Here is a 13113-nt window from a genome sequence, read left to right as displayed (position 1 = left end):
GCCAGCGGCGCCAGCGGCCCCACGCAGGGCCGTCGGTGCCGCCGCGTCGCGTGACCGACCCCGCGCGAAAGGAGCTCGTGATGCCGCGACTCACCACCATCCGGCAGCGCCTCCGCCTCTCCAACGTCCTCACGCTGGTCGTGCCCCTCGTGGTCTGCGTCCTGGTGGGCCTCGCCTGCGTAGGCGTCTTCCTCGCGCAGGTGCACGGTGGCCTCGACCTGGGGATATCCGACGCCGAGGACATGACCACCCTCGGCCGCGTCGTCTCCGAGTCCGCTGGCGGCATCCTGGCGGCAAGCTCGGACGAGCCTGCGCGCGACTCCGCCCTCTCGGTGCTCGCCCAGCAGGTCGAGGGCAGCGGCATGACCCTCAAGGTGTACGACCAGGCGGGCGACGTCGTCTTCGGCTCGGGTGAGCCCAGCCAGGAGCAGGCCCTTCTCGCCGCGACGCGACCCCTGGACGACAAGAACGGCGCGCTCGTGTCCGCCGCCGGGACGAGCCTCTACCTGCACGCCGAGGGCGCCTACCACGTCGCGCTCTTCGGTAGCTACACCGAGGCCAGGGGAGACGCGATCAAGACCGCCGCCCTCATGTCCGCCTTGGTCATCCTCGTGGCAGCCGTAGTCTCCACGCTCGCGATGGACCGGCTGGGCCGCCGCCTCGTCTACGACCGACTGACCGACGGGCTGTCGCTGCTCGCCGACGGCGTCGACCGCGTCGCCGACGGCGACCTCGCGTACCGGATCGACTACCCGGGCCAGGACGAGTTCGCCCCCATCTGCGACGACTTCGACGAGATGGCCGAGCGCCTCGAGGAGGCCGAGAGGAGCGGCGTCGCCGACGAGCGGCGCCGGCGCGAGCTCGTCGCGGGCGTCAGCCACGACCTGCGCTCGCCGCTCACCTCGATCCAGGGCTACGTGGAGGGCCTGCTCGACGGGGTCGCATCAACGCCCGAGCAGCGCGACCGCTACCTCAGGACCATCCGCCGCAAGACCCAGGAGCTGTCGCGCCTGGTGGAGGACCTCTTCCTGTTCTCCAAGCTCGACCTGGACGACTATCCCTGCGACCTCGCCACGACCGACCTTGCGACCACCGTGCACCAGATCATCGAGGACCTGTCACCGAGCTACGACGAGCCTGCGATCCGGATCGTGGAGACGCCCGCCGCCCCCGCCGCCAGCGGAGCCGCCCCCGCCGTCGGATGCCGGGTCGACCGCGCCCTTCTCCAGCGCTGCATCGCCAACGTCGTGTCCAACGCCGCCAAGTACGCGGCCGGCGGCACCCTCAGCGTCTCGGTGGGCGAGAAGGACGGCGTCGCCACGGTCTCGCTGTGCGACGATGGGGCGGGGGTCCCGGCGGAGGAGCGAGCGCGCCTGTTCGACGTCTTCTACCGGAGCGACCCCGCACGCCAGCACACCGGCTCGGGCTCCGGGCTCGGGCTTGCGATCGTGGCGCGCGCGATGCGGCGGATGGGCGGGACGGCGGAGGCGGCCGAGTCCCCCTCGGGCGGGCTTGCCATCCTCCTGCACTTCCCCGCGACCTCGCTGGCTCGGGAGGACGACACGGCAGGGGAGTGATCCGATGCAACGCATCCTGATAGTGGAGGACGACGAGGACATCGCCCTCCTGGAGCGGGACTACCTCGAGGTCTCCGGCTTCGAGACCCAGATCGCGACGAGTGGCGACGACGGCCTCGCCCGCGCGCTCGCCGGCGGCTTCGCGGCCGTTCTCCTCGACGTAATGCTGCCGGGCATGAGCGGCTTCGATGTGCTGCGCCGCCTGCGGGAGCGCAGCGCGGTGCCGGTGCTGCTCGTGACCGCGCGCTCCGAGGACATCGACCAGATCCGCGGCCTGGGGCTCGGCGCGGACGACTACGTGACCAAGCCCTTCTCGCCCTCGGTGCTCGTGGCCAAGGTCAAGGCCGCGATCGCCACGGCCGAGCGCCACGGGCGCGACGGTGCCGGCACGGCAGACAGGGAGGCGCGGCGGCTCCTCGGCGCTGACGGCCTCGTCGTCGACACCAGCAGCCACGAGGTGTGGGCTCGCGGCAGGCTGGTCGAGCTCACCAACCGAGAGTACGGGCTTCTCGTCTTCCTGCTCTCGCACAAGGGCACGGTCTTCTCGCGCGACGCCCTGTACGAGCGGGTCTGGGGGCTCGACGCCGTCGGCGACTCGGCGACGGTGACCGTCCACGTCAACCGCCTGCGCGAGAAGGTCGAGAAGGACCCGGGGCACCCTGCCGTCATCCAGACGGTGCGGGGCGCGGGCTACATCGTGCGCGACGAGTGACGCCGGGCCGCGGCCGGCGTCCGGCCGCCGCGCCCGGCGTCCGGCCGTCGCGCCCGGCGGTGCGCGTACGCGGCCGGCCGTCCCGCCGCGCCCGCGCCCGGATGGCGCGCTCGAGTTTATCCAGAGTTTATCCTGCCGTTGGGAGGGCTTTAGGGCGGCTTCCTAGGATGGGGACCTATTACGAGGGCGCCGGCCCGCGCCGGTGCGGACCCATCCTGGAGGTATCCCATGCAGGACGCGATCTTCGCATTCATCTCGCAGTTCGGCTACCTGGCCGTCGGGGCGCTGATCTTCCTCGAGAACGTCTTCCCGCCGATTCCGAGCGAACTTATCCTGCCGCTCGCCGGCTTCTTCTCCAGCACGGGCGCCCTGTGGCTCCCGCTCGCGGTCCTGGCGGCGACCGTGGGGTCGCTCGCCGGCGCGTACGTGCTCTACGCGGCCGGCACCGCACTCGACGAGGCGAGGCTCTCGCGCCTGCTCGCATCCAGGCCGGCCCGCGCCCTCGGCTTCGAGGAGTCCGACGTGCGCGCGGCGTTCGGATGGTTCGAGACCAAGGGGCAGGCGACGGTGCTCATATGCCGCTGCATCCCCGTGGTGAGGAGCCTGATCTCCGTCCCCGCCGGCATGTCCCGCATGGGCCTGGGCAGGTTCTCCCTCATGACCTTCGCGGGGTCGCTCGCGTGGAACACGGTGCTCTGCTCGCTCGGCTTCTGGGCGGGCGGCGCCTGGCGCGAGGCCGCCTCCGGCGCCGCGAGCGCGATCGACCTCGCGACCTACGCCGTGGTCGCCGCCCTCGGGGTCGCCGCGCTGGTGTGGTTCTGCCGCAGGATTCTGCCGCGCATCAAGGGCCAGGGCGTCGAGGGCGGTGCCGAGGGGTAGGGCCTGTCATCCCTCTCGCATAAGGTCGTGACGCGTTTTTCTCCTCTAGCTGCAATCTCTCCGTCTAACGTTGCATATGGTGCATCTACCGACAAAAACATGCCGTCTGTCGAGTGTTACTCGCGTGTTAAGGGTCATGAATTTGTGGCTCTCGGTGAACTTCTGGGGAGCATCATGGGCGCCGCGCGAAGGGGACGTGCGCAAGCGCCCCCGGCGACGTGCATGGGCACGCCCAAGCGCAGGAAGCAAGGGAGACAAGATGTTCCAGGCCACCAAGATCGCACGAATCGAGATTACCGGCATTAGGTAGGTGCGGGTGGCTGACTCAACGGGCCGTCCGCACCGCGGACGGCCGTGGACCCTCGGGGCCCGGGCTGTCAAGACTGGCGGCACCGGGCCCTTCTCGTTTCGATGCCGCCGACCCGACCGAGGCGGGACATCGAAGGAGAGAGGAGACCCAATGTCCACGCAAGCTGCAACACTGGCCGCCCCGACGGCGACCGAGGCGCCTCACCGAGACTCGGTGCTCGAGGTCATGGCGGCCTCGATGATCGGCACCGCAATCGAGTTCTACGACAACTACTGCTACTCCATCGCCGCGGCGAGCTACTTCGGCCTCGTGTTCTTCACGAGCGTGGCCAAGCAGAACCCCTTCCTGGCGACGCTGCTCTCGTTCGTGACCTTCGCCGTCTCGTTTCTGGCGCGCCCCTTCGGCTCGCTGCTGTTCGGCCACTTCGGTGACAAGCTCGGCCGCAAGAGGACCCTGGTCGCGGCCCTGCTGATGATGGGCATCTCGACCTTCGTCGTCGGCCTCCTGCCCGGCTACGAGGTGCTCGGGCCCATGGCCGTCGTGCTGCTGTGCGTCTGCCGCGCCTGCCAGGGCCTCGGGCTCGCGGGCGAGTGGTCCGGCGCCGCGCTCGTGGCGACCGAGAACGCGCCTGCCGACAAGCGCGCGCTGTGGGGGTCCTTCCCCAACCTGGGCGCACCCATCGGGTTCTTCTTCGCGTATGGCGTGAACCTGCTGCTGGAGACCAACCTCTCCGAGGAGACCATGGTCGCGTGGGGCTGGCGCATCCCGTTTCTGCTCTCCGCGGTGCTCGTGGTCGTCGGCCTGCTCGTCCGTGAGCGTATGAGCGAGACGCCCGTGTTCCAGAAGGCCGTCCGGGAGGACCGCGTCGTCAAGAGCCCGCTGCGAGAGCTCGCCAAGTACTGGAAGCAGGTCGTGCTCGGCACCTGCGCGATGGGCATCACCTACACCCTCTTCTACCTGCTCGGCACCTGGTCGCTCGCTTACGGCGTGAAGACCCTCGGGTTCGCCCAGACCGACTACCTCAAGCTCGAGCTCGGCGCCGTGTTCTTCTTCGCCGCCTTCGTGGTCGTGGGGTGCCTGGCCGCCGACAGGTACGGTCGTCGCCCGACGGTGCTGCTCGCGACGGTGCTCACCGTGGTCTTCAGCTTCTTCGCGCCGCAGCTGCTTGCGACCCAGAACGTGGCCAACGTCTTCCTCTTCCTCTCCGTCGGCTTCTGCCTGATGGGCACCCTCTTCGGGCCGTGCGGCGCCTACCTGCCCGAGCTCTTCCCGGCCAAGGTGCGCTACTCCGGATCCGGCCTGGCGTACAACCTGGCCTCGATCCTCGGCGGCGCCTTCGCCCCCACGATCGCCACGGCGCTCGTGCTCGCCTTCGGCATCCAGGGCGTGGGCTGGTACCTCGCCGCGATGTCCGTGGTCGCCCTCGTCGCCCTGCTCCTCATCAAGGAGGGCAAGGACGTGAGCTTCGAGGCGTAGTTGCAGCGGATCCGAGCCGCCCGCGCGGCGGTTCGCGACCCGGGAGCGCAGCCAAGGCCCGCGGCAAGGCTCGCGGCAAGGCTCGCAACGAGATCCTTCATGAGTCGCCCCTCGGCTTCGCCGAGGGGCGCTCTTTTATGGGGTTGGCCTAAGGTTCGTACGCGGCCTCGAGCGGGGGGGGCGGAACGCTGCGGGCTATCGGCCGGCGGCCGCGATCCCCCGCACCGCGAGGTCCACGACGCGGTAGGCGCCGTCGTATACGCCCGCGCGCCACGCGTCCTCGATCCGGTCGCACATGAACCCCACGAGCTCGCGGTCCGCCTGCAGCGAGTCGACCATCGCGAGCACCTCGTCGTCGCGGCCCATCTCGTAGGTGCCGTCGCCGACCTCCGCGGCCCTTATCGCCCCCCACGCCTCGTGCCCGCCGACGCGGTGGATCATCAGCTTGGGGACCGGGTAGAACGAGAACTCGCTCGGCTTGGTGACGAGCACGTCCGAGCAGCGCATGAGCACGTTCGAGCTGTACACGGCCGAGAAGATGTCCTTGTCGCAGAAGGCGTGCACGCCGCTGGCGTCGCCGGCGCGCGCGGCCTCGGCGAAGCGCGCCACGTCGGCGAAGTCGTCGAAGTGGGTCTGCGCGAGCGTGGCGAGCCCGTCGACCGAGCTGGCAAGCCCCTCCCAGACGTCGCGGTGGTCGCCCACGTTCAGGAAGACCACCGCCTCGCCGCGCCGCACGTAGGGGAGGAGGTGGGCGACGATGGCCGCGAAGAGGCCCTGCTGCGCGCCCGCCCCGCCGACGGAGAGCAGGTAGCGGACGGGCCCGCCGCCGAGGACGCGCGCCCTGCGGGCGGCGCAGTCGGCGCCGACGTTGCTCGCGAGCTCGTGGTCCACGTAGTGGCCGGTGTAGACGAGCGAGCCCTCCGGCATCGGCCTGAGCTGCCGGCTGGGGTCCATGCCGCGCAGCTGGTGGTAGCCGAGGTAGGCGCTCGGCGTCTGGACCGCATGGATCGCGCCCTCGGCCAGGTGGAGCGCCATCGGCCAGTTGTCCGGGATGGCGTTCACGACGTGGGTCATCCCCGCGTGCACGGCGGCCTGGGCCGGCCAGACGTGCGTGCCCACGAAGGGCACGTCGCGGTCGAGGTCCGCGAAGAGGGGGACGCACAGCTCGGAGACCTTCTGGTCGCCGGCGTTGTAGCTGAGCCTGCGGAAGCCCTCGCTGTTGAGCGGCTCCCAGACGAGGCGGTTGAACGGCGCAAACCGCTGCGAGAGCCGCGAGCCGAGCGAGTAGAGGTCGTTCTGGTGCGCTATCACCTTGGAGCCGGTGCTCCCCGCGAAGGAGGCGAGGTCGAACCAGTAGGGGGTGTAGCCCATCGCGTGCGCCGCCGACGCGATCGCCATCGAGATCCGGTAGTGGCCGAACCCCATGCGGATGTTGCCGACGACGACCGGCGAGCCGTCGGATCCCGGCACCGTGCGCTCGGTCGCGGGCGGGCGTGGTGCCGTGCGGGCGTCCGCGCGGATGTCGAACGGGCGGGCGTCCGCCTGGGCCCCGGCCCCGGCCCCGGCCGCGCCGGCCCCGGCTGCGCCGGTCGCCCCGGCCCCGGCGAGCACCAGGTTCCTGACGCCGAGCGCGTGCGAGATTACGGGCACGTCCGCGCTGGCCAGGTGATAGCTCGTCCGCGAGTCGTCGCCGAACCTCCGGAGGTAGCGCTCCTTCGTGCGCACCGCCTTGCGGTAGGTCCTGGAGCCCTGGTCGTTGCCGAAGGCGCTGCGCGCCCGGTCCTCGCCGTTGTCCATCGATTCCTCCTTGACGGGGAAGCTTCGTAGTTGATAGTCTGACTATCAGACTGATAGCCAGACTATCAGCTTTTGCAACCCAGTCAAGGAGAAGGACATGCGAGAGGAACGTGCAGTCGCGGCGCAAGGCCCGGAGGCCGGCGACGCCGCACCCGCGCCCGCCGCCGCGCTCGCGCCCGCCGCTGCGTCCGCCGCACCCGCGCCCGCCGACGCCGCCGCGGCCCGCGACGCCCGCGTGGTCGCCTGCGCCGCGGACCTCTTCCTCTCCTATGGCCTCCAGGCGGTGCGCATGACCGACATCGCAGAGGCCGCGGGCGTGGGCGTCGCCACGCTCTACCGGCGCTTCTCCACCAAGACCCGCATCGCGGTGGAGGCGGCTACCCTCCTCTGGCACCGGTTCAACGAGCGCATCGTGGACCTCGTGGAGTCCGACCGCTTCCTCGCCATGGACGGCGCCGAGCGGCTCGAGACGCTGCTCGCGGAGTACGCGGCCCACTACGTCGCCAACCGCGCGTTCGTCTCCTTCGTCGACGAGTTCGACCACCTGGTCCTCAAGGAGGGGCTGACGCCGGAGCAGCTCGCGGCGTACGGCCGCGAGGTCGACTCGTTCTACCTCATCTTCGAGGACGCCTACCGCCTCGGCGTGGCCGACGGCTCCGTGCGGGCGATCGGCGACTTCCGGACCTTCTACCGGAGCGTGGCGCACTCCCTCATGGGGCTGGCGGAGAAGCTCTTCCGCGGCGACGTCATACCCTCCGACGACTTCCGGCAGGCGTCGAAGGAGCTCGACTGTCTGGTGGACATGGCCGTGCGCTACATCAGGCTATAGGCGGGCCGGCCTGCGGCGTCCGGCCCGCGGCGGCCGGCCTGCGGCAAGAGGTCCTTATCGGCAGGAGAGGGCGAGGGGAGAAGGACATGGGCGAGAAGGACATGGGCGAGAAGCGCGTGCGGGAGAAGGAGCTTGCGGACGGAAGGGTGCTCCGGCGCTTCGCGATCGGCCAGCTGGGCTGGGCGATCCTGTCCGGCATCATCAGCAACTGGCTGGTCTACTACTACATGCCGTCGGACTCCCAGGTCGCCGCCGGCATGCCGCTGTTCATCACCCAGGGCATCGTCTTCGCCGGGCTGACGGTGATCGGCGTCATCACCGGCTGCGGCCGGCTGCTCGACGGCTTCATCGACCCCTTCATCGCCTCCCGATCGGACTCCCTCGCGAGCCCGCGCGGCCGCCGCATCCCCTTCATGCGCGCGGCGGCGCTGCCCTTCGCCGCGATGACCGTGCTCGTCTTCGTCCTGCCCGGCACGTCCAGCGCGCTGGCCAACGACCTTCTCCTCTTCGTCTGCCTGATGCTGTTCTACGTCACGCTCTCGCTCTACTGCACGCCCTTCAACGCGCTGATTCCCGAGCTGGGGCGCACGCAGGAGCTGAGGATCAACCTTTCGACCTACATCTCCGTGACCTACTTCCTCGGCACGGCCATGGCCTACCTGGTCACGGCGGTCGCCGGCGCCCTCGAGCCCGCGCTCGGCCCGGTCGCCGCCTTCCGCGTGACGGTCGCCGCCCTCGCGCTGGTCGCGCTCGCCTGCATGCTGGTGGCCGCCCTCGGCATCGACGAGACGCGCTACGCGGACACCCAGCCCAGCTCCACCCCGATGGGCAGGTCGGTCGCGAAGACCTTCAAGAACCGGCAGTTCCAGGTCTTCGAGGGCTCCGACGTGCTGTACTGGGTCTCGATAACGATGTTCCAGACGGGGCTGCCGTACTACGTGACGGAGCTCATGGGCTTCGACGACTCCTGGACCTTCGTGTTCTTCGCCGCGATGACCGTGGTGTCGCTGCTGTTCTACGCGCCGGTGAACCTGCTCGCCAAGCGGCTCGGCAAGAAGCGGCTCGTGGCGTTCGCGTTCTTCGCCTTCTGCCTCGCCTTCGCCGTGACGGCCGTCTGCGGCCTGTTCGGCGTGCCCGGCGTCGTCTGGGGTTGCCTCGTCGCCGTGCTCGCCGCCGTGCCCATGGCCATCCTGGGCATCCTCCCGCAGGCGGTGCTGGCCGACATCGCCGAGGCCGACGCGATTGAGACGGGCGAGCGCCGCGAGGGCATGTTCTACGCGGCGCGCACCTTCAGCATGACGCTGGGACAGACGCTTGCGATGATCCTGTTCACCTCGCTCTCCGCTGCGGCGGGCGGCGGCGTCGGCTACCGCCTGACGGCCGTGGTCGCGACGGCGTTCTGCCTGGTGGCGGGCCTGGTGTTCACGCGCTATCGCGAGCGCGACGTGCTCTCCGCCATCTCGTCGCGAGAGGGAGGGCAGCGCTGATGGCACGTTCCTCGGGCGAGAAGGACCCGGCGGGCGAGAAGGACCCGGCGGGCGAGAAGGACCTGCGCCCCGGGCGCCGCGCGGACCGGACGACGGGCGCCGGTGCCTGCACGGTCCTTGCGGCGGAGGTCGCCTGGAGGCTCCCGGGGGAGGCGGGCGAGCGCTTTGCTTCCGCGCTCGTGCCCGGCGCAGGCGGCGGGCTCGCACAGACGGCCCCCGACCCGTTGGCCCCCGAGCCGGCGGCCCCCGACCCGACGGCCTCGGAGACCGCGCCCCTCGAGGTCCTTCTCGACGCGAGGGGAGGGCGCTGCCGCATCCTCGTGCGCGCCCGCGAGCGCGCGGAGGTCCTTTGCGCGCGGGTGCGCGTGGCCGTCGACCTGGCCGGCTCCGACCGGCTCTACCTCAACGGCTACAACTCCTGGACCGACTCGGTCGAGCACAGTCCTCGGGACGCGATGGTGGGCCTGGCCCGCACGCCCCGCGCGGTCGTGGCCCACTGGGTGCTCGACGCGTCGGGCGACTACCGCTTCGCGCCCCAGGACCCGCGGCCGGGGCACCAGCACGGCATCGGCTACGGCTACGTGCGGAAGGGCGACGTCGTCACGCTCTTCGGCGAGTGCGATCCGGACGGGGGCGTGACGACCATCCTGGAGGACCTGCCCCAGGGCACCCTGACCTTCGAGAAGGAGGGCGCGGGCGAGGTTGCCCCCAGCTCGTGGCAAGGCTCCGGCGAGGTCGGCGCCAGCTCGCAGCAAGGCGGCTGGACATGCGCGCTCGACCTCTTCTTCGCCACCGGCACGCTCGAGGACGCCTTCTCGCGCTACCTCTCCGCCATGGGCGTCTCCCGTCGTCCGGCCCGGCCGCTCGTCGGCTTCTCGAGCTGGTACCGCCACTACGGCGACATCGACGCGGAGAAGATCCTGCACGACCTGGCGGGAGTCTCGGCCATCCTCGCCGACGGGGGCGCCGCTGCCAGCGCGTCCTTCTCGCCCGTGGTCCCCGTCTTCCAGATCGACGACGGATACGCCAGGGTCGGCGACTGGGCGACGCCCGACCCCGCGCGCTTCCCCGAGGGCATGGGCGCGATGGCGGACGCGATCCGCACTGCCGGCCTCGTGCCCGGGCTCTGGATGGCGCCCTTCGTGTGCGAGCGGGACTCGCGGCTCTTCTCCGAGCACCCGGGCTGGCTGCTGCGCGACGACTCAGGCCGCCCCGTCATGAGCGGGTCGCACTGGAGCGGCGGCTACGCGCTCGACACGCTGAACCCCGAGGTCAGGGAGCACGTGCGCGCGTCCCTCCGGATGGCGACGGAGACCTGGGGCTTCCGGCTGCTCAAGCTCGACTTCCTTTACGCGGCGGCGCTGCTGCCGCACGGCGGCATGAACCGCGGGCAGCTGATGGCGGACGCGCTGGGCCTGCTGCGCGCGAGCGTGCCCGAGGGCACCCTCTTCGACCTGTGCGGGGTCCCCGTGATGAGCGCGCTGGGGCGCTGCGAGTACTGCCGCGTCGGCTGCGACGTGGGGCTGGACTGGGACGGCCGGCGCTACATGCGCATCACGGGCCGCGAGCGGGTGAGCACGCGCAACTCGCTCGCCAACACCCGCGGCCGCGCGCACCTCGACGGGAGGGCCTTCCTCAACGACCCCGACGTCTTCTTCCTCAGGGACGACGTCAGGCTGACGGCAGACCAGCGCCAGGAGCTCCTCCTCACCGACGCGCACCTGGCGGGGATGCTCCTCACGTCGGACGACATGGGCGCTTGGGACGCCGGCCAGCGCGCCGCCTTCGGCCGGGCGCTGGCCGAGCTCGAGGCGCGCGCCGCGCGCTACTCCGTCTGACCCGGCGAGATCGTGGGGACGCGCGGGAAGAAGTAGGGCTGGTGGCAGACCCAGGGGCGCCCTGGTCCGTGCGCTTACGCGAGCCTGGCGCCGCAGCGCGAGCAGAACGCGGCCTCCTGCTCGTTCATGGCGCCGCACTCGGGGCAGGCCCTCGTCCTCGCCGGCTCGGCGCCGGCAGCGCTGTCGTCAGCGGATGCGGCGGTGTCCGCGCCCGCGGCGGGGCTCGCCGCGTCGGCGTCGGAGGTGGCGTCCTGCGACGCGGCGGCCTCGGACGTCTCGGCCTCCTTCCTGCCGGAGGGCTCGTCCGCGCCCTCCATGCCCTCGCGCACGCTCTTGACGGTCTGGCCGAGTGCCGTGCCGAGCTTCGGCAGGTTCTTCGGCCCGAACAGCACCAACGCGACGAGCAGGATTACGATGAGTTCCGGTGCGCCCATTCCAAGAAACATGATGTACCTCCCAAGCCAGGGGCAATGCCAACCGCAAGAGACTGTAGACTCGGGTGCAAGAAAAGAAAAATACACATTTCCATGGTGACCTATACAGCTGTTGGATACCTGGAGGAGTCAGAATCCAAGCGGCGCATCCCCGGGTGCCGAAACCCTCGGCTGTCCTCGTTGCGGTACAGGAAGGGCTGGGTGTGCGTGATACCATCCCCGTGCCAACGGATGAGTGCCTGCTGTCCTGGGGCCTTGGGAGCGCCGGCGCTCCCTTCCCCGGCAATTAACCCGGGCGGCCTCGGGCGCTCTGCCGAAGCTAGCGTCCCAGGCAAGGAGTGGGACTTGCTAGTTCCTTCGTGCCGCCCGTGTAGGACGATTTCGGATTGGACTTGCTATGGCAAACGGCGAGGTATGCAAGGCGACGGCGCTCCACGACGTCGCGAGGGAGTGCCCGTTCTGCGGCGGGAGGAAGGTCTATCTTGCGGAGACCAGAGCAGAGGGCAGGGCGACGCGCTACGGCGTCAGGTGCGCGAGCTGCTCGGCGAGCGTGGAGTCGGGGCGGTTCAGGCACCCGTGGGAGGCCATCGACGCCTGGAACGGCGGCGAGCGGGGCAGGTACTGCGACCGCAAGGACGAGTAGAGATTTCGTCTGTGGCCGCTAGACCCCCACGACTGGATCTGCATGGGTCCGGGTTTCGACGCCCTGCTCGTACCGATGCCCCTATCATGTGTAACCGTTGGTGAGCTGGTGCCGCGCTCTGGCGGAGGGAATCGCCCATGCAGATGTCAATCGTGCTCGCGAAGCAGGTCCTCGTGATGTTCTTGCTGGTGGGCATAGGGTTCGCCATGTTCAGGACGCACAAGATATCGATGGAGGGCAACCGTGTCTTGGGCAACGTGCTCATCTACCTCTCCCTTCCCGCGGTTATCGTGAAGAGCTTCATCGTGGAGCGCACGGCAGAGCATGCGGTCGCGCTGGCTTTGGGCGCCGCGGTCGCGCTGGCGTTGCTCGTGCTGGCAGCCGTCGTCGCGCGCGTGGTCTGCGGCAAAGACGCCATCGGCAACTTCGCGGGCACGTTCAGCAACCCGAGCTTCTTTGGCATACCGCTCGTGGTCGCGACGGTCGGCGCGAAGAGCGTGTTCTATAACGTGGGGTTCATCGCGCTCATGAACATTGGGCAGTGGACGTATGGCGTGTCGCTCTTGACCCGCCAGAACGGCGAACCATCGCCCACTCCGCGCCAGGTGCTGCACGACGTGGCCACGGCACCGTTCATGATCGCGTCGCTCTTGGGCATCGTGCTGTTTTGCACGCAGCCACCCCTGCCGGACGTCGTAACCACATGCCTGGACGATATCGCGGCGCTGAACACGCCGCTCGCCATGTTCATGATCGGCGTCTACCTCGCGCAGACGAACGTGCGACGGATGCTTGTGCGCGTCGCGAACTACCGTGTGGCACTGGCGCGTATCGTGGTCTCGCCGCTCCTCTCGCTCGCGCTGCTTTCCGTTGTCCCGGGCATGCCGTACCAGATGCGCATGGCCCTGCTGATTGCTGCGGCTTGCCCTGTGGGCGCAAACGTCGCCGTGTACGCGCAGCTTCATGACGCGGACTACGCGTACGCCGTCGAGACCGTCGTGGTGTCCGTGCTGCTGTCGATCGTGACCGTGCCCTTGGTGGTGGGACTCGCTAACATGGTCTGGGCGTAGGGGTATCGACATGCGACGCCGCCCCGCGGGTTGGCGCAGGGGAGATCCGAACGGGCGACGA

At 70.0% G+C, this 13113-nt stretch carries 11 protein-coding genes; 9 read left to right on the top strand and 2 right to left on the bottom strand.

Translation table 11 applies throughout. From position 1 onward, the window contains the following. The first annotated feature begins 80 nt into the window (after positions 1-80). From VXJ25_RS08760 to VXJ25_RS08745, 4 genes are all read left to right on the top strand, one after another. Positions 81-1577, top strand: a complete 1497-nt coding sequence (locus tag VXJ25_RS08760) for a sensor histidine kinase (protein ID WP_330958833.1) — start codon at positions 81-83, stop codon at positions 1575-1577. 4 nt (positions 1578-1581) lie between these two features. Continuing rightward, positions 1582-2289 (top strand): response regulator transcription factor, encoded by a 708-nt coding sequence (locus VXJ25_RS08755; RefSeq protein ID WP_330958832.1) that lies wholly within the window; start codon positions 1582-1584, stop codon positions 2287-2289. Between the two features lie 228 nt (positions 2290-2517). Further along, positions 2518-3168, top strand: coding sequence for a DedA family protein (locus VXJ25_RS08750; protein ID WP_330958831.1), 651 nt, complete (start codon positions 2518-2520; stop codon positions 3166-3168). A 460-nt stretch (positions 3169-3628) separates the two neighbouring features. Further along, positions 3629-4954, top strand: a complete 1326-nt coding sequence (locus VXJ25_RS08745) for an MFS transporter (protein ID WP_330958830.1) — start codon at positions 3629-3631, stop codon at positions 4952-4954. A gap of 195 nt (positions 4955-5149) precedes the next feature. Here VXJ25_RS08745 and VXJ25_RS08740 read toward each other — a convergent pair whose 3' ends face one another. Then, positions 5150-6751 carry a DUF6937 domain-containing protein gene (locus VXJ25_RS08740; RefSeq protein WP_330958829.1) on the bottom strand — a complete coding sequence of 534 codons (1602 nt, stop codon included), beginning with the start codon at positions 6749-6751 and terminating at the stop codon, positions 5150-5152. 97 nt (positions 6752-6848) lie between these two features. Here VXJ25_RS08740 and VXJ25_RS08735 point away from each other — a divergent pair, with 97 nt between their 5' ends. From VXJ25_RS08735 to VXJ25_RS08725, 3 genes are all read left to right on the top strand, one after another. Further along, positions 6849-7580 carry a TetR/AcrR family transcriptional regulator gene (locus VXJ25_RS08735; protein WP_330958828.1) on the top strand — a complete coding sequence of 244 codons (732 nt, stop codon included), beginning with the start codon at positions 6849-6851 and terminating at the stop codon, positions 7578-7580. An 86-nt stretch (positions 7581-7666) separates the two neighbouring features. After that, positions 7667-9067: an MFS transporter gene (locus VXJ25_RS08730; protein ID WP_330958827.1), complete on the top strand. Its 1401-nt coding sequence runs from the start codon at positions 7667-7669 to the stop codon at positions 9065-9067. Then, a complete protein-coding gene (locus tag VXJ25_RS08725) occupies positions 9067-10905 on the top strand; it encodes a glycoside hydrolase family 36 protein (protein WP_330958826.1) in 1839 nt (612 codons plus the stop codon). Before VXJ25_RS08730 ends, VXJ25_RS08725 begins: the two co-directional genes overlap by 1 nt. Positions 10906-10979: 74 nt before the next feature. Here VXJ25_RS08725 and VXJ25_RS08720 read toward each other — a convergent pair whose 3' ends face one another. Continuing rightward, complete coding sequence (locus tag VXJ25_RS08720; RefSeq protein ID WP_330958825.1) at positions 10980-11339, bottom strand: twin-arginine translocase TatA/TatE family subunit; 360 nt, start codon at positions 11337-11339, stop codon at positions 10980-10982. A gap of 397 nt (positions 11340-11736) precedes the next feature. Between VXJ25_RS08720 and VXJ25_RS08715 the strand changes: the two genes are divergently transcribed. Both VXJ25_RS08715 and VXJ25_RS08710 read left to right on the top strand, forming a co-directional pair. Further along, positions 11737-11982 carry a Lar family restriction alleviation protein gene (locus VXJ25_RS08715; protein ID WP_330958824.1) on the top strand — a complete coding sequence of 82 codons (246 nt, stop codon included), beginning with the start codon at positions 11737-11739 and terminating at the stop codon, positions 11980-11982. A gap of 137 nt (positions 11983-12119) precedes the next feature. Further along, positions 12120-13052 carry an AEC family transporter gene (locus tag VXJ25_RS08710; RefSeq protein WP_330958823.1) on the top strand — a complete coding sequence of 311 codons (933 nt, stop codon included), beginning with the start codon at positions 12120-12122 and terminating at the stop codon, positions 13050-13052. Positions 13053-13113: the final 61 nt, after the last annotated feature.

The sequence above is a fragment of the Olsenella absiana genome (assembly GCF_036408855.1).
Lineage (GTDB): Bacteria > Actinomycetota > Coriobacteriia > Coriobacteriales > Atopobiaceae > Olsenella_K > Olsenella_K absiana.
Note: the sequence above shows the minus strand (reverse complement) of the source record. Positions and strands in the feature narration are given on the sequence as shown.